Here is a 19,913-nt window from a genome sequence, read left to right on the forward strand (position 1 = left end):
CGGTGAGGACTATCGGTCAGGGCAAACGGATGGTTAGCAGCTCAGTGTGCTTTTTCCGCGTCTTTGTCGACTTCGGTTCCCGCGGTCTTCGTGGTTTTCGTCTTTTCCGTGGTGTCCACGGTTTCCGTGGTTCCCGTGTCTTCAGCAGGTTCCGTGCCGGCGGCGGTGAAACCCGAGACGATGTCGGGGATCAGCGTGCGCACCGCCTCCGGCTGGCTGGAGAGGAGCACCACGTCGACCCGTCGGTTCTGCGCCTGGGCCGCCAGATCGGCTCCCTCCGCGACCGGCCGGGCCGAGCCGTAGCCGACGGCGGAGATCCGTTCCTGACCCACGCCGCCGAACTCGACCAGGCGGCGGAGTACGGCGGTCGCCCGGCCGGCGGACAGCTCCCAGTCGGTGGGGTAGTTGGTGGTGACGCCGTGCCGGTCGGCGTGGCCCTCCACTTTCACCTCGCGGGTGTTGGCGGAGAGGATCGGCGCCACGGCGTCGAGGACCTGCACGGCCTGGCGGCTCAGGTTGGCGAGGTTGGGTTCGAAAAACGCCTCGGAGCCGATCAGCCCGATGACCAGGCCGCGGTCGTCAATGGTGAACTGCACCTGCTGGGCCACGCCCTGGGCATCCACTGCGGCCTGCAGGGCGTCCTTCACCGCGGTGAGGTCCGTGACCTCTGCCGCCGCGAGGTCGATGTCGGTGAACCCGGTCACCTCGGACTGGGCGACCTTGTCCTTGGTCACGACCACGCCCTTGGCCGTGTCGACCTTGCCGACGTCGGTGGCCCCGAACCCGGTCGCGAGCGAGTTCTTCAGCTGCAGGAACTTCTCCTGGTCGACGGAAGACATCGCGAACAGCACGATGAACATGCACATCAGCACGGTGACCATGTCCATGTACGACGCCATCCACCGCTCGTCGACGTGCTCGACGTGCTCCTCCTCGAGGCCCCGCCTGCGGCCGTGCCCGCGTCCGTGCCCGCTCATGCGGCCTTCGGCAGGGACGTGTCCACTTTGTCCGCCTTGGGGCCCTTGCCGGGTTTGCCCGGTTTGCCCGGTTTGCCTGCCCTGGCGGAGGCCGGCGCGGGCACCATGGCGCGCAGTCTCTCGCCGAGGAGCCGAGGCTGGCTGCCTGCCTGCACGGCCAGCGCACCCTCCAGGAGCAGGGTCATCCGTTCGACTTCGATGTCGCTGAGGCGCTTGAGCCGGCTGCCGATCGGCAGCCAGAGGAAGTTGGCCGTGAGCAGGCCCCACAGGGTCGCGACGAACGCGGCCGCGATCATCGGGCCGAGGGTGGACGGGGTGTCGAGGTTCTCGAGCACGTGCGTGAGCGAGACGACGGTTCCGATGATGCCGACCGTGGGCGCGTAGCCGCCGAGGCTGGTGAAGAACTTGGCAGCGTTGCGGCTCTCCTTGGTGGCGGTCGCGAGCTCGTCTTCCAGCAGGATGCGCAGTTCATCGCCGTCGGTGCCGTCGGCGATGTTCTGCAGGGCGCCACGCAGGAACGGGTCGGCGACGTTATCAGCCTCCTGCTCGAGGGCGAGCAGACCGGAACTGCGCGCCTTCTCGGCCAAGCCGACGACCTGGTCGATGACCTGCTGCGGCGGGGTGGTCTTGCCGATGAAGGCGGCGGGCACGGCTTTGAACGCGGAGATCGCGTCCCTGATCGTGCCGCCGGCGATGCCGACCGCGATGGTGGCGCCGAACACGAGAATCATCGGTGCCGGCAGAAGGATCGAGTGCAGGCTGCTGCCCTCGAGGGTGATCATGGCGAAGAGTGAGCCGAAGGCGATGGCGATGCCGACCAGAGTTGCCGGATCCATCAGAGCCTCCGCGGGCGGGCGGGAACCGTGCTGCCCGGTTCGATGATTTCCTCGATCGCGTGCGGCCCCTCGACGATTTCGAGCGAACGGATGCCCGGCCGGTAGTCGGCATCCGGCGTCAGGTAGGCCAGCGAGATCACATGGGCCCGGAACCGGGCGATCTTCTCGATGACGTCGTCGAGGGTCTCCGTGACGATGAACTTGGCGCCGTCGACCATGACCAGGGTCGTGTCGGGGCTCGCGTGGATGCGCTCGATCAGGTCCGGGTTGATCGCGAACTGGCTGTTGTTCAGCCGCGTCACAACGATCATGGTGTCCACCCCGGGTTCAGAACGGTTCCAGCAACCGTTACGCCTCACTGTCGGCCGCCCGGCCGGGCGCGTTAGCTGCCGGCCGCATTGAGCCCGTGACCTGACCTGGAAAGCCGCACGACCACATCCGTCGCCGATTGTGGCCAACTCAGGAGATCCGTCTGGCCGAGCCGGAAATCCGGTCTGCTTCCGCACAGGTCCGCGGCGGACGGTCAACCCGGCCGCCGGATGTCCTGAGTTGGCCGCACACACGGGCTCCGCCGGGGCGGCACACACGGAAGAGTGTGGAGAGCCAGAATCTCCGTCGAACTGATTCGACGGAGATTCTGCCCAAAACGCACTCAAAGACGAGAAAACCGCGCTCTGTCGCGAAAATCTCCGTCGAATTGGTTACGCCGCGCGCACCAGGATCTCGCCGGGCGCGGCCGCGTCGCTGCCGAAGATCAGGTGTCGGGTGGCGATCTTGTCGGTGAAGAACCGGTCGTGGCTGACCACCATCACGGCCCCCGGAAAGTGGATGAGGGCGCGCTCCATCACCTGGGTGCTGGCCATGTCGAGGTGGTTCGTCGGTTCGTCGAGCAGGAGCACAGCGGCCCCCGACAGCAAGCACTGTGCCATGGCGACGCGGGCCCGCTGCCCGCCGGAGAGGTTGCCGATCTTCTGCTTGAGGTCGGCCTCGGAGAATTGAAACATCGCGAGGAACCGGTTGACCGACTTGCGGGTCGCTGTGAAGGCGAGACTGCCCGGCATCGCGTTCACGGAGTGGCTGACGGTGTCATCGTCGTCAAGGCCGTCGAGCACCTGGTTGTAGGAGACCACGGCGGCGCCGGAGGCCCAGGCCACCTCGCCGAAATCGGCCTTCTCCTCCCCTGCCAGAACCCGTAGCAGGGTGGTCTTGCCGCTGCCGTTGGAGCCCAGGACCACGATGCGGTTGCCGCGCCGGATCTCGAAGGTGAGGTCGGCGAACAGCGCCTTCTCGCCGTAGGACTTGCTGAGCGACTCGATGCGGCAGAGCGAGTCCTTCACGTGCAGCCCGCCGTAGATCTCGGTGATGATCGTGTCGACGGGCCGCGGGCTGCGGGTCTTCTTGATGTGCGCGAGTTGGCTGTCGAGGGTGCGGCTGGCAGCCTTTGCGGCCTCGCGGCGGTCGCTGATCCCCTCCGCCTCGAAAGCGAGCAGTTCCGACTCGTGCAGGAACTGCAGCTCGAGGGTTTTCAGGCGAAATTGCTTCTGCACCACGTAGTCGCCGAAGTTGCCGGGGTACTCGTGCAGGTGGTAGTTCTCGACCTCAATGATGCGGGTGACGACCCCGTCAAGGAACCGGCGATCGTGCGAGACGATGATGGCCGCACCGCGGAATGAGCGGAACCAGGCCTCGAGCCACTCGACGCCGGCGACGTCCAGGTAGTTGGTTGGTTCGTCCAGGAGCAGCACGTCGGGCCGCTCGAGCAGGATCTTCGCCAGCGCCGCCCGGTTGCGCCAACCGCCGGACAGCAAATCGATGGCGCAGACGCGGTGGGCCTCGTCGAACCCGAGGGTGGTCAGCGCGGCGTCGATACGCCGCGGGTAGTCCCAACCATCGAGGCGGTCCATGTCTTCGAACAACTCGGCCTGGCGGTGGATCAGCCGGTCGAGTTCGGCGCTCTGCGCGGAATCCGCCGCGATCTGGGCGTCGATCGACGCGAGCTCGGCCTCAAGGGCCTTGATCGGGGCGAACAGGCCGTCGAGCACCTCGGTGATCGTGGATTCGCCGTTCAGTTCGGAGAACTGGGAGAAGTAGCCCACCCGGGTGCCGGCCTCGAGGGTGACGGTGCCGGCATCCGCGCTCACCTGGCCGAGGACCAGCTTGAGAATCGTCGACTTACCTGACCCGTTGCGGCCGATCAGTCCAACCCGGTCGCCTGGTTCCAGTCGGAAGAAGGCCTCACGCAGAATCTGGGTGTTCTCGAAACGGATACTGACGTCGTTCAGCCTGATCAGGCTCACTGTGGCCGTCCTCTCGGGTTCGGTTCAGCCCCCGGGCGAGGCGGACGGCCAACTTTACCGTGTCAGGCAGGCGGTTCAGGGCGTGTGGTCGTCACCCATGGCGGATGCGCCCTTGTGGTCGTCCATGCGACCGAACGTGGTCTCGAGCACGCTGGCCAGCTTGTGCAGCGCACCGCTGACGGCCCCGGTCATCGTGGAGGAATGGTCGGTTGCCGCGAGGGGGTTGCCCCCGGCGGGACGCACCTCGAGCAGGCAACGGATGTCGTCGGTCGTCGCCCTGCCTGCGCTCTCGTCGCTGAGGTGGACCTCGACCCGCGTCAACCGGGAGCTGAACCGGGCCAGAACAATTTTGACCGAGGACTCCACCTCCGCCACGACTGCGTCCGTACCCGCGATGTTGTTGTCGGTGTTGACCAGGATTTGCATCTTTGCTCCTCAGTTGAAACGTCAGTCATTCCAGTATGGCGCGCAAAAATGTGCGGCCTGACGACCCGCCGACGCCGGTTATCGGCGTAGGCGCTACCGCTTCAGGTTGGTGAGCTCCTGAAGCACCTCGTCGGAGGTGGTGATGATGCGCGCATTCGCCTGGAAGCCGCGCTGGGCGACGATCAGGTTGGTGAACTCCTGCGACAGGTCGACGTTGGACATTTCGAGGGTGCCGCCGCTGAGCGAGCCGAGGCCGCCGTCACCGGGGGCGCCGAGAGCCGCCTGGCCCGAGTTGAAGGTGGCGCGGTAGGCCGAGGAACCGGACTTCTCGAGGCCGCCCGGGTTGGTGAAGGTGGCCAGGGCGATGCGGGCGATGGCTGTCTGGCTGCCGTTGCTGAACAGGCCCACCAGGGTTCCGTCCTTGCCGAGGGTGAAGGACTGGAGGGAACCCGCCGTGGAACCGTCCTGGCTGCTGATCGTGGCCGTGCTCAGGCCCGCCTGCCCGGTCAGGGCGGTCAGATTCACCTTGACGTCGTTCACGATGAACGGACCGGTTGCCGTGAGCACACCTTCTGCATCGAGGGTCAAGGCCGTGGAGCCGGTACCCACTGCGTCGGTGCCGCTCGCGATCCAGCCGGTGGTCGTACGTGCGAAGGTGACCGACAGGGTACGGGCGGCACCCAGCGCGTCGTAGACCTTGACGTCGCGCACGATGACGGAGCCTGCCGCCGCATCCGCCGGCAGGTTTCCGACCATGGTGACGCCACCGGTTGCCTTCGCCGGGATCATGGCCTGCAGCGGCAGGGTGATGTTGCCCACCGGGCCACCCTCGTTGATCTGCCCGTTGGCGCCGTTCCAGCCCTGCACGATCGCACCGTCCGGGGAGACCAGGCGACCCTCGGCGTCAAAGTCGAAGGCACCCGCACGGCTATAGAGCGTCTCGCCGGCCAGTTGGGTGACGAAGAACCCGTCGCCGGAGATCGCCATGTCGGTGGCCCGCCCGGTGGACTGCGCGGAGCCCTGGGAGAAGTTCGTGGCGATCCCGGCCACCTGCACGCCGAGCCCGACCTGAGCCGGGTTCGTGCCGCCCACCTGCTCCTGGGGGCCGCCCGCACCCTGCTTCAGCTGCGAAAGGGTGTCCTGGAACTGTACGGCCGACGCCTTGAACGCGGTGGTGTTGACGTTGGCGATGTTGTTGCCGGTGACGTCGAGCATGGTCTGGTGCGAGCGGAGGCCGGAGATGCCGGAGTACAGGGAGCGAAGCATGGGGTGCTGCCTTTCGGTGGGAAACGAGAACGAGAACGGATGTGAGGTGTGGGTCAGGCGGAGAGGCCGGGAGTGGTGCCGGCGGCGGCGCTCGCGCCCGAGGTGACGCCGGTCACCAGGTCGAGGGCGACGAGGGTCCCGTCGACGGTGACCTGGGGAACGGCCCCGGCGTAGGAGACGCTCGAGGCGGTACCGGTGCCCACAGTGCCGTCAGCCCTCGTGAAGGTGACGTCCTGTCCGACCAGGGCCGCTGCGGCGACGCGCATCTGCAGGGAGAAATTCTCGTCGGCGGTCGTTGAGAGCGCCGCCAGCTTCTCCATCATGGCCAGCTGCGTGGTCTGAGAGATCATCTGGTTGGTGTCCATGGGCGAACTGGGATCCTGGTTGCGCAGCTGGGTGACCAGCAACGACATGAACGCCTCGGAATCCAGGGTCTGTTTCGGGGCGCGCACGGGGGCGGTCGAGTACATCCCGGCCGGGGCGGCTGCTGCCACTGCGTCGATGGTCAAAGGATCTCTTTTCTGGGATGGTGGGGTCTGTGTCGGTGGGGTCTGAGGTGGCAGCAGGTCAGGCGAGAACGTCGATGGTGGTGTGTGAGCCGGCGGCGCGCAGGGAAGACAGTCTGAGGTCGGCGGCACGGTCGGCGGCACGGTCGACGGCAGGGCCGGCCGCACGGTCGCCTCGGGTCGCCCTGTCGTCTTCGGCCGGCCGCTCCTGGCGGGCGTCGGGTCCGCCCTGTCGGGAGGCCGAGGGGTCCGAGGCGCGGGCGTCGGCCGACAGGGTGAGCTGCGCGTTCAGCCCGCCGCCCGACAGGTCCCGGCGCAGGTCGGGCAGGATGGCCCGGAGCGCCTCTCGGGCCAGGTCCGTGGGCGCGAACAGCTCGACCCGAATGTGCTCCCCGCGCACGTGAGCCCGCACGGTGACCGGGCCCAGATTGTCGGGACTCACGCTGATGGTCAGCACGTGGTCGCCGTTGGCGGCGCCCACCAGGGTGAACAGGGGTCGGGACACCTGGCCGGCCAGTGGCGCGGGCGGTGCTGCCGGGGCCGAGGCCGGGGCGCCGGGCGGCACAAGGGGGGCGGTGGCCGGGGTGGCCGCCGTGGCCGGGGTGCCGAGCGGCACGAGCAGGGCGGCAGTCGCCGAGGCTTCGGCCTGGTTCAGGTTCACGGTGGCCGCGCGGTCACCGGCGACGGATGTCCCTGCGGTCGCGCCGAGGCCCGTGGGCGCCGTGAGGCCCGTGGGCGCCGTGAGGCCCGTGGGCGCCGTGCCCGCGACAGTCGCTCCGGCGGAAGATGCCGTCCCGGCTACGGGCCCTGCGGTGGCACCGGGCGCTGCGGTGGCGACGGGCGCTACGGCGGCGGGTGCCGGTGGCACCGGCACCGGGGCAGCGAGAGCCCCGGCCGGAAGCGCGGTACCGCCAGCGGCGTTCGCTGCGGTGAAAGTGTTGGAGTCTGCGGCGGACGTCTCCGTGGAGTCTGAGTCGGCTACGGATTCGGTGGCAACGATGGTGGAAGTCTCGGCGGCGGCGGTGCCGGCGGCGGCGGTCGGGATGGTCACGGCCTCGGTCCCGACGGAGTCGGCGAGGGCAGCACTGTCGGCTCCGGTGGCTATCGCCCCGGTGGCTTTCGCACCGGTCGGCAGTGGCGGACGGCTGAACCCGGCGGGAGGCAGGATGGCGCTCGGCTGCTGGTGCTCCGGGGCCGGCGCCGCGCCGGTCTGGGCGTTCCTCAGATCAGTGGTCGGTCCGGAGGCCGGTTCGGCGGTGCGCTCCGAGGTCGGCTCGGGAGCCCGGGATGAGGTTGATGCGGAACCCGGCGGAGACGCGATCGCGGAGGTGCGCGGGCCCGCGAGGGTGTCCTGCAGCACGGACGCGAATGAGCCGGCACCCGGGCGGGCACCCAGCGGGCCACGCGAAGCCGAGGGGGAGGCGGCGGAGGAGGCGGATGAGGACGCGGCGGCGGATGAGGACGCGGATGCCAGCGCCTGCGCCGCGGTGTGGGGCGCCGGCGCCAGCCGGACGGACGTGGCGCTCATCGGGAGGCTCCGTTCATGAATGAGGCCAGTGCGGCGCTGAGCTGGCTGCCGGCGGCTGACGAAGCGGAGGCCGTGCTCGAGGACGCCGGGCTCGCGGTGGCGGCCGGGGCATCCGGAATCACACGGCGGATGGTGTCGATCTCGGAGTCGTCCATGTAGGCCTCGACCAGTGAGACCGTGCGGCCCTCGTAGGGCGCGTGGATGACCTTGTTGTCGCCGGCGTAGATCAGGATGTGCTCGCCGCCGCCGGTGACGATCAGGTCACCGGGCTTGGCCTCGGCGAGGGAACCGACCTCGGTGCCGATCTTCATCTGGCCCGAGACGAGGCGCGGCACGTCTATGCCCATTTCGGCATACACGGTTTGCACCAACCCGGAACAGTCCATGCCGCTGGCGTCTTCACCGCCGAAGACGTAGGGCACGCCCAGGTACTTCTTCGCGGCGTCGACCACGTCGGCGCCGGTGGCCCCGCCCGGGTTCGGCGCGGCCGGGCGGACCGCGGCGGCGCCCGACGCCGTCGCGAGGGCGTCGGCGAAGGTGTTCGCCGAGGTGCTCGCGCCCGCACCGGCGGTGGCGCTGCCGGCTGCGGCAGTGGCCTGCGCCTTCTGGGCGTTCGCCCCGGCCGAGAGCTGTACGAGTGTCGCCTGGATCTCGCTGACCCGGCTCATCGCCGCGATCATGGTCATCGCGGGTCACCGTCCGCGCCCCGGTTGCGGTGCCAGCCGGTCGACGCAATCTCGTCGAGGATGGCCTGTTCGCGGTGCAGGTCGTCGGCCGCGACCAGGGCTCCGTGCCGGCCCTCGAGCTTCTCCAACCGCACCGTATCGGCACGGGTCGCGTCGAAGGCGACCTGCGCCTCGCCGACGGCAACCTGGTAGTTGCGGCCGAGGGCCTCCATGTCGGCCAACATGCTGTGCGCCGAGGCGCGGGCGGAGGCGATCGCCGTCAGCGTGTCAGCCCCGCTGGCCAGACTCGGCGTGTGCCGCAGGGTGGCCCTGGTTGCGGCCCGGCGAGCCGCGTTCGCCTGAACGACGGCGTTGGCCTGGGCCAGGTCGCCGGCGGCCTGGTCTTGCTGCAGGTGCCGTAGCCGGAGGAGCCCGGCCAAAGCGAAAGTGCGTTTCATCAGAGCGCCCCCAGCGTTCGAGTAAGTGTCGTGAGTTGGTCCCAAGCGAGCGGGGCCGAGGTCTGGTCGTCCATGCGCTGCTGGAGGAACGCGTTGATGGCGCCCTCGTTGTCGACGGCGGCGTCGACAAGCGGGTTCGTGCCCCGCCGGTACGCGCCGACGTCGAGCAGGTCCTGCGCGGTGCGGCGTGCGGCGAGCACCCGGCGCAACAGGCCGGCGACCTGGTTCTGCTCGGGGCTGTTGACCCGGGAGGCGACGCGGGAGATCGAGGAGAGCGCGTCGACAGCGGGGAAATGGCCGAGGACAGCCAGTTTGCGGTCGAGTACGACGTGTCCGTCGAGGATCGAGCGGGCGGCATCCGCAATCGGTTCATTGTGGTCGTCGCCGTCGACGAGCACCGTGTAGACGCCCGTGATCGACCCGGTTTCGTCGGTGCCGGCCCGCTCGAGTAGGCGGGCGAGCAGGGAGAAGGTCGAGGGCGGATAACCGCGGGTGGCGGGGGGTTCGCCGACCGAGAGGCCGATCTCGCGCTGGGCCATCGCCACCCGGGTGAGTGAATCCATCATCAGCATCACGTCGGCTCCGTCGTCACGGAACGACTCGGCGATCCGGGTGGCCAGGAAGGCGGCGCGCAGCCGCATCATGGCCGGTTCGTCGGAGGTGGACACGACCACGATCGAACGGGCGAGCCCCTCGGGTCCGAGGTCGTCTTCAAGGAATTCGCGCACCTCGCGGCCGCGCTCCCCCACCAGGGCGATGACCGAGACCTCCGCGTCGGTGCCGCGGGCGATCATCGAAAGCAGCGAGGACTTGCCGACGCCGGAGCCGGCGAACAGGCCCATCCGCTGTCCCTTCCCGACGGTGGTGAGGGTGTCGAGCACGCGCACACCCAGCTGGAGCGGCGTCTGGATGCGGGAGCGGGCCATCGCGGAGGGGCTGTCGTGATCGAGGCCGACGAACCGGGCACCGGAGAGAGGGCCTTTGCCGTCGATGGGCCGGCCGAGGCCGTCGATGACGCGCCCGAACAGGCCGGCGCCGGTGGGCACGAGGTGCGGGGTTCCGTCCGAGCGCACGGGCGCGCCGATCCGAATACCGGTCATCCGGCCGAGCGGCATGCACCGGATGCCGCCCTGCGTCGTGGCGACCACCTCGGCGTCGATCTCCCCGCCGTCGCCGACCGTGACCAGATCGCCGATCGCGGAATTGAGCCCGCGCACCTCCAGACCGAGACCGACGATCGAAGAGACGACGCCCACCCGCTGGGGCCGCGCGGCGTCGAGGGCGGAGCGGATCTTTCCCGCGCGCGGACGCCAGGCGGGGGCCTGCGCCAGGGTCACGACCGGGCTCCGGTGAGGGCGGCCTTCGCGCGGGTAAGCGCGGTGCCGATCCGGGCGTCAAGGAATCCATCGGGGAACTCTGCGATCGCGTCGCCACGGGCGAGGTCGGCGTCCGCCGTGAAGTCCACGCCGGCATCCGCGCGGGTGATCAGGTCGATCAGAGCAAGGTCGGCGGGGTTCATCCGCACGGAGTGCGGGCGAACGGTACCGAGTGCGCCGGTGGTGACGGTCGCTCCGGTCGCGAGGGTGCGGCCCAGTGCGGCCCGCGCCGAGGCGTCGGCGTCGCCGAGTGAGTAGCCGAGGATCGCTTCGGCCAGTTCCAGCGCGGTCGCGACAAGGGTGTCCTCCGCCTCCTGGATCACCGGAACGGTGCGCTCGTGCAGCGCGGCGGCGGCGGCACCCAGCAGCGCGACCGCCCGGTCGATCCGCGCCTGGCCGATGGCACCGGCGGCGGCCTGCTCGGCGTCGAGCCGCGCGATCCGGGCATCCACCTCGGCGGCGGCCGCGCGGAGTCCCGCGGTGTAGCCGGCGGCGTGCCCCCGGGCCCGGGAGGCGTCGCCGCCTGCGTCCCGCTCGCCCTGAAGGCTGGGAAAGGTCACGGCGGAGAAGTTCGACCGGGCGGTCGCTGCGTCAAACAACATAGTCGTCCTCCTCGGCACGCTGCACGGTGATGCTCCCCTGCGCCTCGAGGTCGCGGATGGCCCGCACGATCGTGGCGCGCGCTTCCTCGACCTGCGACACCCGCACGGGCGCCATGGCTTTGACCTCGTCGTCGAGGATCTCCCGGTTGCGCTCGGACAGGTTGGTGCGAATGATCGAGACCACAGAGTCCGCGGAGCCCTTCATGGCGATGGCGAGGATGCCCGCGTCGATGCCGCGGAGCACCTGCTGTACGTCTCGGTTTTCGAGCTTGACGATGTCGGCGAAGGTCAGCATCCGTGACCGGACCTCTTCGGCCAGGGCCGGATCGCGCGCATCGAGGGCTTCGAGAAGGGCGCGTTCGGTGGCCACATCGGCCCGGTTGATGATCTCGACGAGCGGCTGGATGCCGCCGACGATCTCCACCGAGTCGCGGGAGGAGGCGACGGCGCCGACCCGGGCCTTGAGGGTCTCGGTGACCACGCGCACGGCCTCGGGGGTGGCCGTGCCCATGCCGGCGATACACTGCGCCACCTCCGCGCGCAGGTCGGCGTCGAGGCCGCCGAGCACGGCGGAGGCGTGACCGGGGCGCAGGTGCGCGAGCACGAGCGCGATGGTCTGGGGCAGTTCGCCGTCAAGCAGGGTGAGGATCTGCAGCGGCTCGGCGGCGTCGAGAAACTCGAAGGCCTTGCCGGCCATCGACGAGGCCACCTTGACCATGACGCCGGCCGCTCGTTCCGCGCCGAAGGATGCCTCAAGCAGGCCGATCGCGTAGGCGTGACCGCCGCGCCGGGTGTGGGCACCCTTGACCGTGAGTTCGTGGAACTCCAGAACGGTGGTTTCGGTCACCTCCGGGTCGACCCGGCGCAACTGCACCATCTCCGCGGCGATATCGGCCGCCTCGGCCTCGGTGAACTGCTTCATCACTTCGGTGGCGCGCTGGTGCTCCATACTCATCAGCACCACGGCGACCTTCTGCGTGCCGGTCAGGGCCGGCTGGGCGTCGATCATGCGGGCTGCCGGTCATCCATCAGGCCGCGGAGGTATTCCGCGGTCTTCGCGGGGTCACGCTGAGCGAGTGCGTCGATCTCCACCCGCATCCGGTCGGAGGCCGGCGGCAGGTAGGCCACGGTCGGGGTGGGGTCGATCATGATCGGCGCGATCGGGGCGCTCAGCGGGAACGGCACCTCCGGCACGGACAGCGCGGGCCGGACCTCCATCATTTCGTCAAGCTCGATGGACTCGCGGCTCTGGCGGCGCGAACGACGCGCGTAGAGGATGAGCCCCAGCACGAAAGTGATGACAATCCCCGCGGTGATGATGGCGATGCGCATGATCTCTGCGAACCGGTCGGCGGCGGCCGCCGCTTCGGTCGCCGCGAGGGCCGCGGCGGCATCCTCTGCCGCGCCGCCGTTGAAGCTGACTACCTCGACGGTGACCGCGTCGCCGCGCTGCACGTCGATGCCGGCGGCCGAGGCCACCAGCGAGGTGACGTCGGCGACGTTGAGCTGACCCACGACGTCGGCGTTCACGGCCACCGAGACCGTCTGCCGGTTGATCTCCCCGGCCGGGATGGTGCGGGTCTCGGTCACCTTGTTGACCGCGTTGTTCTTGGTGGTGTCCTCGGAGGTGAAGGTTCCATCGCCCTCGGTGCCCGCCGGGACGGCGATGTTGTCCGGGCCGAGGACGCCGGCCGCGGAGCCGCCAGAGCCCGTGTACGACTCGGTTTTGACGGCCTCGTTGAGGGCCGGGGCATCCGTCGGGGTGGTGAACGATTCCTCAACCCGCTGTGCCGACTGGTAGCTCATGTCGGCGGCCACGACGACGGTGGCGTTGCCGGGCCCGACGACCTTGTCCAGCATGGCCTGCACGGCCCCCCGCACGCGGTCCTCGTAGGCGCCGGCCTGCTGGTCGGCGGATCCGGTCGCTCCCACGCCGACCGCCGAGAGCACGACACCCTTGGAGTCGATGACGGCCACGTCGGTGGGTGCCATTCCGGCGATGGAGGCCGAGGTGAGGTGCACGATGGACTGCACCTGGTCGGCGTTCAGGGTGCTGCCGGTGGCCGTCTCCACGAAGACGGATGCCGTGGGGTCGTTCTGCTCCGACGCGAACACGGTCTCTTCGGGGATCGCCAGGCGCACTGAGGCGTTCTTGACGCCCTTCATGGCCTTGACGGTGTTGGCGAGTTCGCCCTCGAGCGCCCGCTTGTAGGTGACCGACTGCTGGAACTCGCTGGAAGTGACACCCATGGTGTCGAGCAGCCCGTAGCCGCCCGTGCTGGAGGACGGCAGGCCGGCTGCGGCGGCCTTGAGGCGCTCGTCGTAGACGTTCTGCTGCGGCACCAGGATCGTCGCGCCACCGTCGCTGAGCTCGTAGGCGACGCCGTCGGTGCGAAGCTGCTCGACGATGGTATTCGCGTCGGAACCGCTCAGCCCGGAGAACAGGGGCGTGAAGGCCGGCTTGGTGGCCCACATGCTCAGGGCGGCGATGCCCAGGGCAAGCACGGCGACGCCGATGATGGCGACCGTGCGCTGGGCGACGGAGAAGGACCGGATGCTCTGGCCGAGGCGTGCGAAGGCCGACGTGATCGGGCGGGGCATCAGGCCTGCATCCTCATGATCTCGTTGAACGCGTCGACACCCTTATTGCGCACGGCGGCCACGAGTTCGAGGGTGACCTGGGCGCGGGTCGAGGCCAGGGCGGCCGAGTGGATGTCGGTCAGGTTTCCGGTTACGGCCTGCACCGTGAGGGTGTTGGAGGTGGCCTGCAGCTGCTGCAGATTGTCGACGGCGCCGACCAAGGCGCTGCCGAAGGCCGACCCGTCGGTGCCCTGGCTCCCTGTGGTTCCCTGCACACCCTGCATGCCCTGCACGCCGGAGAGGTATCCCGTGCCGGTCACGGACTGGATCGGGTTGATCGAACCGATGGTCATCAGGAGCGTCCAATCTGGAGTGCGGCTTCGTAGGTCGTCTTGGCACGGTCGACGACGGCGGCGTTGGCCTGGTAGCCGCGCTGCGCCATGATCAGCGCGCCCATCTGCTCGGCCATGTCGACGTCCGGGCGGCGCACGTAGCCGGCCTCGTCGGCGAGTGGGTTGCTCGGGTCGAAGGTCAGGATTCCCTCGGCGTCGCCGAGTGCCGTCCCGGCCGCATAGGCGCCGGTGGTGCCCTGGCCGGCCTGGGCGACGATGTAGCGCGCCTGGAAGGCGTCACCGTCGGTGGCGGTGACCGTGTTGGCGTTGGCGATGTTGTCCGCGACGGCGTCGAGCCATTTGCGGTGCAGGGTGAGGCCGCTGCCGGCAATCCCAATGGCGTCGAGGGTCATCAGCTGGTTCGCATCGCGGAGCGCATGGCCGTGAACGGTCCGTTGACGGCCTGCGCCGCGAACTGGTACCGCAGCACGGTGTCGATGTTGGAGAGGGTCTCGGTGTCGAGGTTGACGTTGTTGCCGTCGAGGCGGGTGGGCTCGAGGGAACTGGCGGTGGTGGCGACAGTGCTGCCGCTGCCGGCCTGCACAGACTGCGCCAGGGCATCCTCGAACGCCACACGCTTGGCGTGGTAGTTCGGCGTGTTCACGTTCGCGATGTTGTTCGCGATGGTGCGCTGGCGCAGGGCCAGCCCGTCCAGCGCGCTGGAGAGCGCCGTCATGGTCACGGATTCAAACACGGATACCCGATTCGTCGGCAAAACGAGGGCGGCCGATCCGTGGCCTGTGGTCGAGCAATCCCTGCTCGCTCCTAGCTATCGGCCGGTGGCCGAGGCGCGTAAGGAGTTGTCGCGGAACTTCTTTCCTCACGTTTTCGAGCGGGACCCCGCAACTGTCGTCGAAACGGACAACTGTTGCCCGCGCACGGGCAACAAATGTCCGAGCGGGCAACAGTTGGCCCGCATCGGCGGTAGCCGGCAACGGGCGCGAGGTGGGCGGGCAGTCAGCCGGCTATGTCGAGGTAGACGGCCTGGTCGGTGTGCTGGGCCGAGATGATGGTGCGCACGGCGGCGAGGTGCACGCCGGCGGAGCGCCGGGCATCCTCGATCTCGCTGATCAGTTCGAGCTGGCCGGAGAGCAGGCGCCGGGCGCGCGTCTCGAGGTCGGCGGGCAGCTGGCCCAGGTGTTCGGGCGCACGCCACTGCACGCCGGTAGAGAAGCGCTCCCCCGGGCCGGCCAGCACGGCGTCGCGGGCGCCCGAGCCGAGGCTCGACTCGAGCTGGTCGAGCACATCCAGCCATTCCTGGCGCTCGTTCGCAGATTCGTGGGTGTCGAGCAGAACCCTAGGCAAGACCGTACTCCCCACCGGCACGCGCCGCGCTCTGGGCCGGCAGCAGCTCGGCCGCTTCGTGCCAGGTCTGCCGCAGCGGCTCGAGCAGGGCGATGGCCTCCCGGGTGCGGGCGACATCCCGATGGATGTTGGCGCTCATCAACGCGTTGGACACGTAGGTGTACAGGGCGAACAGACCCTCGCCGCCCTCCCAGGCCTCCACGTTGAGCGAGGTCGACAGTTCGGAGACGATCGCCTGGGCGTGCAGGAGGTGCTCCGAGGCGACGGCCCAGTCCTCGATGTTCTGGGCGATCTCGGCGCGGCCGAGGTCGAGCAGCAACCGGTCGTAGAGCATCGTCAGCAGGCGCACCGGCGTGGCCGAGAGCACCGCTTCGCGGTTCAACTGTGCGCGCCGGGCCTGTGCCCCACCCATCATGCTCATAACAGCCATCATCATCCTGTGCTCGAGGTCGGGAGTCCGGCAACCTGGGCACTCAGCCACGAGGACTGTGCTTTCAGGGCGCTGAGCTGGGTTTCCAGTGCGGTGTAGGTGCTCTGCAGGGTCGCCCGGCGGGTGGCCAGGCTGCGGTCCCAGTCGGCGATGCGGTCGCCGAGGTTCTTAACCGTGGACTGCTGACCGGTGATCTTCGCGGTGATCTGCCCGTCGTATTTGTCCGACGCCGATGACGCCGCTGCCGCGACGCGGGTCGCGATCTCTTGCACTGCTGCTTTGACGGTCACCGGGTCCTTGGCGAGGGCCGCGGCGAACTTGGCCGCGTCGAACTCCATCGTTCCGGACTTCGTGATGCTGATGCCGTATTCCGAGGGCGAGTGACCGTTGATCGGTGCCGAGGCGGCCGTGAGGATGCGCTGCTTCACGTCGCGCACGGTGCTGTCGCTGGTGAAGATGCCGGCCGACAACACGGCTGCCCCCGACGCGTTGGTGCTGTTGACGACCGCGGACTTGGTGGAGATCAGCGCGAAGACGCCATTGAGGGAGCTGACCAGGCCCGAGGCCAGGGAGCCGATCTGGGCGTCGTCACGAGCGACCTTGATGGTGACCGGGTCGACGGATGCCGCGGAAACGGTGATCGCGACGCCGGGCAGCAGGTTGGCGAACGTGTTGGTGGCCGAGGTGATCGTCTGGGCAGCGGCGCTGCCGGCCCACAGGGTGACGCTGGCATTCTGGGCGGTCCGGATGATGGCGGCACCCGCGGCGGCCAGCAGGTCGGGCGCGGTGTTCGCCGTGACCTCGGCGGCGGTGCCCTGATGGACCGTGAAGGCCTTGGCCGCACCGGAGTCATTCCCGGTGAGCTGGAGCCGGTACTGGGCGACGCCGCCGGCATCCACTCCGGACGCGACCTTCGTGGCGGTGACCCCGGTGCCGGCGGCGTTAATCGCCGTGGCGACGGCGTCGAGAGAGGTCGAGCTGGCGGAAATCTCGGTGGTGACACCGCCGGAGACGATGGTCAGCACGGCCGGGTCGGCGGGCCAGGCGGTCATGGCCGCTGAGACGCCGACCTGGCTGCGAGCGAGGGCCCCGACGACGACGTCGAGTTGCCCGGCGCTGGCGTTGGCCGAGACCGCCGTTGTGACGGTGGGAGAGGTACTGGTGGCCGAGTAGAGATCGAGTGCGGCCGGCTTCGCGGCCTTGCCGGCCAGATCGGCCAGGCCGGCGATCTGGGTGTTGAGGCCCTGCAGCGCCGAGATCAGGTTCTGCGACGAGGAGACCTTGGCCTTCAGCAGCGTCTGCGGAACGGCTTCGACCTGCATCAGGGAGTTGATCAGGGAGGTGGTGTCGAGCCCGGAGACGAGTCCGTCGATGGCGTTCGTCATGTCTTCCCCTTCTTACGTTTCTGCGATCAAGCTGGATGGTGCGGGTGTAAACGTGAATGGCTGGTGGCGGCCGAGGGATGAGGTCCAGTTCATCTCTTAGGTCACCACCAGCCATAGTTCACCGTGCGGTTTCCCGAAAGGTTCAGCTACTCAGGGTTAGCGGAGCAGCGACAGCACGCCCTGAGCGGACTGGTTGGCCTGCGCGAGCATGGCGGTACCGGCCTGCGAGAGGATGCTGGAACGGGTGTACTTGACCATTTCCTCGGCCATGTCGGTGTCGCGGATGCGCGAGCCGGCAGCGGTGAGGTTCTCCTTGGAGACGGCCAGGTTCTTGATGACGCTCTCGAACCGGTTCTGGTTCGCGCCAAGCTCGGCGCGTGACGTGGACACGGCCTTGATGTTCAGGTCCAGTGCGGCGATGGTGGACAGGGCCGTTGCTGCGTCCTTGAAACCGTCAGTCGCTGCAGTTCCCAGCACCTCAATGGCGGCGCCAATAGTAGACACGTTCGTGAGTTTCACGACAATCTGGTCGGTTGCAGCGACGCTGCCAGCGCCGACCTGGAAGGTCAGCGACGCCTTGACGCCGTCGAGCAGGGCCGTACCGTTGAAGTTGGTCGAGGCACCGATACGGGTAAGTTCCTTGCCCAGGGCAAGAACCTCGGTCGTGATCGCGGTACGCGAATCGGTGTTATTCGAGTCGTTGCCGGCCTGGACTGCGAGGTCACGAACGCGCTGCAGGATCGAGGTGACCTCGTTCAAGGAACCCTCAGCGGTCTGGATGACCGAGATGCCGTCCTGGGCGTTGCGGCTGGCGACCGTGAGGCCACCGACCTGCGACTTGAGGCCCTCGGAGATGGCCAGGCCGGCCGCGTCATCCGCTGCGCGGTTGATGCGGAGGCCGCTGGAGAGCTTCTCCAGGGACTTGGACATGTCGTTCTGCGTGGCGGCTAGGTTGCGGTACGTGTTGTTGGCCGCGAGGTTGGTGTTGATCTGCATACCCATGATTAAATCCTCCGTGATTGGGTGGTGAACGCCAGGCCATCCATGGCCTGACACAGTGAGCTATCGGCCTCTGCTGAGACCGCGTTAGCCGTTGATCGAAAAAACTTCCCGGGTGTCTGAACCGGCAGGATCGGCAGCATCCGTCGACCCGGCGGCGTACGCCACCCCGCTCGCGGTCGCCAGGCCGAGCATGGCCTGGTCGGCGAGGCGGGCGAGGTAGGCGCTGCGGCGGGCCGGCGCAATTCGGGACTCGGGAACGTACTCCACCTCGGCGTCGTCGGAGTAGTGCGTGCCCAGGCCGTCGCGGAGCAGACGGATGGCCTCCGCCCGCTGCTGAGACACCGCCGAGTGGGTGATTCCGAGCTCGACCGCGATCTCCTTGACCGAGCGGTCGTCGAAGTAGACCTGCTGCACGATCACGCGCATCTTATCCGGCAGTGCCGCGATGGCGGCGTGCAGGTAGGCCAGGCGCTCGGCGGAGAGCAGCGAGTCGCCGGGGAGTTCGGTTCCGGAAACCAGGAACTCGGCGGTGGCGTCGTCGAGGGTCGAGACGGTGCGCTCGGAGTCGGACAGGCCGGCGATCGCGGTCTCCCGGTCGACGCCGAGGGCGGCGGCAACCTCGTCGACGGATGCCGCGCGGCCGAGGGCGCCGGCCAGCGTCTGCTGAACGGCACGGGTCTCCTTGATGCGGCGGCGGGCCATCCGAGTGGCCCAGTCATTGGAGCGCATCTCGTCGGCGAAGGCGCCGATGATGCGGCGCCGTGCGAACGCTCCGAACGGAACGCCGAGGTCGGCGTTGAAGGCATCCGCCGAGGTGATCAGGGCGAGAGCTCCGGCCGAGGCCAGGTCGTCGCGGGAGAGGTGCCGGGCCTTGGCCCAGGTTTCGGAAACGAGGTAGCCGACGAGCGGGAGGTTGTCGATCACCAATTGGTTGCGTTCTGCACGATTCACACGGAACTCCCTGAGTGCTTGACACCTGAATTGTCCCGATCGATCAGGCAAGGGCCTGGTCGAACGAGTGGCCGGGTAGGCACGGGGACGTTGCGAGAAAGCGGGGATGTGACGCCGGGGTTCGGGGCCCAGGCCACAGAACTTCGCGGCCATGATTAAAACGTAAAGGCGCGGTCGGTGGCCGAATGCGCAACGGTGCCCCCACAACGGGGCCAGGCACCCCCACATCGGGGCGGATCACCCCGCAACGGGGGCCAGGCATCCGGTGTCTGCCGGAATCGTGTCCTCCCTTTAGTGGACACCTTCAGTCTCGGCTGGCAGTCTGAATCCACACCGTGGCTAACCGGGGGCCGTCACCTGCCGATAGTCGTAGTAACAAGCCGTTGACCTGCGCGATTTTGCGCGGACCGGCCGCACCAGACGACAGGCAGTTGGAGGAGACGTGGGCGCCAATGAACTATCAGCGTTGCTGTGGCGCGAGCGGGAGCTCCTCGAACTGCTCGTCTTCAAACTCGACGAGGAACAGCTGCTGCTGACCAACGGCAAGACCCGCTGGCTGCAGCAGGGCACCCGTGAGGTGGAGCAGGTGCTCGGCCACGTTCGGGATGCCGGCCTCGCCCGCTCGGTCGAGGTTGCCGCCGTCGCCCTCGATTGGGGAACGGCCGAAGACGCCACCCTGCGCGAGCTCGTGGCTCACGCCCCCGCCGGCCCGTGGTCCGAGATCATGGCCGCGCACCTCAAGGCGATGGGTGAACTGACCACCCAGATCAAGGAACTGCGCGACGCCAACGAGCAGCTGCTGCGCTCCGCCGCCCGCTCCAGCCAGGAGACCCTGGCCGACGTGCGCGCGAACACCCAGACGTATGACGCCACCGGGGCCGCCGGTGCGCGCCCCACCGGCTCCCGACTTTTCGACCAGATTCTGTGAGGA

The 19,913-nt window shown here is 68.7% G+C and carries 23 protein-coding genes; 1 reads left to right on the forward strand and 22 read right to left on the reverse strand.

Going from position 1 to position 19,913, the window contains the following annotated elements:
• Positions 1-41 precede the first annotated feature (41 nt).
• From CXY82_RS13110 to CXY82_RS13215, 22 genes are all read right to left on the reverse strand, one after another.
• Positions 42-977: a flagellar motor protein MotB gene (locus tag CXY82_RS13110; RefSeq protein ID WP_104171304.1), complete on the reverse strand. Its 936-nt coding sequence runs from the start codon at positions 975-977 to the stop codon at positions 42-44.
• On the reverse strand, positions 974-1,813 hold the full coding sequence (locus CXY82_RS13115) for a motility protein A (RefSeq protein ID WP_104171305.1): 840 nt from the start codon (positions 1,811-1,813) through the stop codon (positions 974-976). The genes CXY82_RS13110 and CXY82_RS13115 overlap by 4 nt, the downstream gene beginning before the upstream one ends.
• Complete coding sequence (locus CXY82_RS13120) at positions 1,813-2,124, reverse strand: flagellar FlbD family protein (protein ID WP_104171347.1); 312 nt, start codon at positions 2,122-2,124, stop codon at positions 1,813-1,815. Before CXY82_RS13120 ends, CXY82_RS13115 begins: the two co-directional genes overlap by 1 nt.
• A gap of 390 nt (positions 2,125-2,514) precedes the next feature.
• Entirely contained in the window at positions 2,515-4,110 is a 1,596-nt protein-coding gene (locus CXY82_RS13125) for an ABC-F family ATP-binding cassette domain-containing protein (RefSeq protein ID WP_104171306.1), read from the reverse strand.
• A 75-nt stretch (positions 4,111-4,185) separates the two neighbouring features.
• Positions 4,186-4,536, reverse strand: coding sequence for an HPF/RaiA family ribosome-associated protein (locus CXY82_RS13130; RefSeq protein WP_104171307.1), 351 nt, complete (start codon positions 4,534-4,536; stop codon positions 4,186-4,188).
• A 93-nt stretch (positions 4,537-4,629) separates the two neighbouring features.
• Entirely contained in the window at positions 4,630-5,802 is a 1,173-nt protein-coding gene (locus tag CXY82_RS13135; RefSeq protein WP_104171308.1) for a flagellar hook protein FlgE, read from the reverse strand.
• 53 nt (positions 5,803-5,855) lie between these two features.
• Positions 5,856-6,311, reverse strand: a complete 456-nt coding sequence (locus tag CXY82_RS13140) for a flagellar hook capping FlgD N-terminal domain-containing protein (RefSeq protein ID WP_369827908.1) — start codon at positions 6,309-6,311, stop codon at positions 5,856-5,858.
• 58 nt (positions 6,312-6,369) lie between these two features.
• Positions 6,370-7,836, reverse strand: coding sequence for a flagellar hook-length control protein FliK (locus CXY82_RS13145; protein ID WP_104171309.1), 1,467 nt, complete (start codon positions 7,834-7,836; stop codon positions 6,370-6,372).
• Positions 7,833-8,522 (reverse strand): C40 family peptidase, encoded by a 690-nt coding sequence (locus CXY82_RS13150; RefSeq protein ID WP_104171310.1) that lies wholly within the window; start codon positions 8,520-8,522, stop codon positions 7,833-7,835. Before CXY82_RS13150 ends, CXY82_RS13145 begins: the two co-directional genes overlap by 4 nt.
• Positions 8,519-8,959 carry a flagellar export protein FliJ gene (locus CXY82_RS13155; protein ID WP_104171311.1) on the reverse strand — a complete coding sequence of 147 codons (441 nt, stop codon included), beginning with the start codon at positions 8,957-8,959 and terminating at the stop codon, positions 8,519-8,521. The genes CXY82_RS13150 and CXY82_RS13155 overlap by 4 nt, the downstream gene beginning before the upstream one ends.
• Positions 8,959-10,296, reverse strand: a complete 1,338-nt coding sequence (locus tag CXY82_RS13160) for a FliI/YscN family ATPase (protein ID WP_369828378.1) — start codon at positions 10,294-10,296, stop codon at positions 8,959-8,961. The genes CXY82_RS13155 and CXY82_RS13160 overlap by 1 nt, the downstream gene beginning before the upstream one ends.
• Positions 10,293-10,937: a FliH/SctL family protein gene (locus CXY82_RS13165; protein ID WP_104171312.1), complete on the reverse strand. Its 645-nt coding sequence runs from the start codon at positions 10,935-10,937 to the stop codon at positions 10,293-10,295. The genes CXY82_RS13160 and CXY82_RS13165 overlap by 4 nt, the downstream gene beginning before the upstream one ends.
• On the reverse strand, positions 10,927-11,946 hold the full coding sequence (fliG, locus tag CXY82_RS13170; RefSeq protein WP_104171313.1) for a flagellar motor switch protein FliG: 1,020 nt from the start codon (positions 11,944-11,946) through the stop codon (positions 10,927-10,929). The genes CXY82_RS13165 and fliG overlap by 11 nt, the downstream gene beginning before the upstream one ends.
• Positions 11,943-13,538: a flagellar basal-body MS-ring/collar protein FliF gene (gene fliF, locus CXY82_RS13175; protein ID WP_104171314.1), complete on the reverse strand. Its 1,596-nt coding sequence runs from the start codon at positions 13,536-13,538 to the stop codon at positions 11,943-11,945. The genes fliG and fliF overlap by 4 nt, the downstream gene beginning before the upstream one ends.
• On the reverse strand, positions 13,538-13,870 hold the full coding sequence (fliE, locus tag CXY82_RS13180) for a flagellar hook-basal body complex protein FliE (RefSeq protein ID WP_199180966.1): 333 nt from the start codon (positions 13,868-13,870) through the stop codon (positions 13,538-13,540). The genes fliF and fliE overlap by 1 nt, the downstream gene beginning before the upstream one ends.
• The gene (locus CXY82_RS13185; protein ID WP_104099363.1) at positions 13,870-14,262 is read right to left on the reverse strand and encodes a flagellar basal body rod protein FlgC; all 393 of its coding nucleotides are present in this window, start codon (positions 14,260-14,262) and stop codon (positions 13,870-13,872) included. The genes fliE and CXY82_RS13185 overlap by 1 nt, the downstream gene beginning before the upstream one ends.
• Positions 14,262-14,603, reverse strand: coding sequence for a flagellar basal body protein (locus CXY82_RS13190; protein WP_104099364.1), 342 nt, complete (start codon positions 14,601-14,603; stop codon positions 14,262-14,264). Before CXY82_RS13190 ends, CXY82_RS13185 begins: the two co-directional genes overlap by 1 nt.
• Before the next feature lie 263 nt (positions 14,604-14,866).
• Positions 14,867-15,214, reverse strand: coding sequence for a hypothetical protein (locus CXY82_RS13195; protein ID WP_134543495.1), 348 nt, complete (start codon positions 15,212-15,214; stop codon positions 14,867-14,869).
• Positions 15,207-15,635 (reverse strand): flagellar export chaperone FliS, encoded by a 429-nt coding sequence (gene fliS, locus CXY82_RS13200; RefSeq protein ID WP_104171316.1) that lies wholly within the window; start codon positions 15,633-15,635, stop codon positions 15,207-15,209. Before fliS ends, CXY82_RS13195 begins: the two co-directional genes overlap by 8 nt.
• An 11-nt stretch (positions 15,636-15,646) precedes the next feature.
• Positions 15,647-17,029, reverse strand: a complete 1,383-nt coding sequence (gene fliD / locus CXY82_RS13205; RefSeq protein ID WP_104171317.1) for a flagellar filament capping protein FliD — start codon at positions 17,027-17,029, stop codon at positions 15,647-15,649.
• 156 nt (positions 17,030-17,185) lie between these two features.
• Positions 17,186-18,031 carry a flagellin gene (locus CXY82_RS13210; protein ID WP_194088386.1) on the reverse strand — a complete coding sequence of 282 codons (846 nt, stop codon included), beginning with the start codon at positions 18,029-18,031 and terminating at the stop codon, positions 17,186-17,188.
• 84 nt (positions 18,032-18,115) lie between these two features.
• Positions 18,116-18,982, reverse strand: a complete 867-nt coding sequence (locus CXY82_RS13215; protein WP_104099368.1) for a sigma-70 family RNA polymerase sigma factor — start codon at positions 18,980-18,982, stop codon at positions 18,116-18,118.
• A 442-nt stretch (positions 18,983-19,424) separates the two neighbouring features.
• On the opposite strand from CXY82_RS13215, the gene CXY82_RS13220 reads away from it, so the two are divergent.
• Positions 19,425-19,910, forward strand: coding sequence for a flagellar protein FlgN (locus tag CXY82_RS13220; protein ID WP_104171319.1), 486 nt, complete (start codon positions 19,425-19,427; stop codon positions 19,908-19,910).
• Positions 19,911-19,913: the final 3 nt, after the last annotated feature.

The sequence above is a fragment of the Cryobacterium sp. M23 genome (genome assembly GCF_002929655.1).
Classification (GTDB): Bacteria; Actinomycetota; Actinomycetes; order Actinomycetales; family Microbacteriaceae; genus Cryobacterium; species Cryobacterium sandaracinum.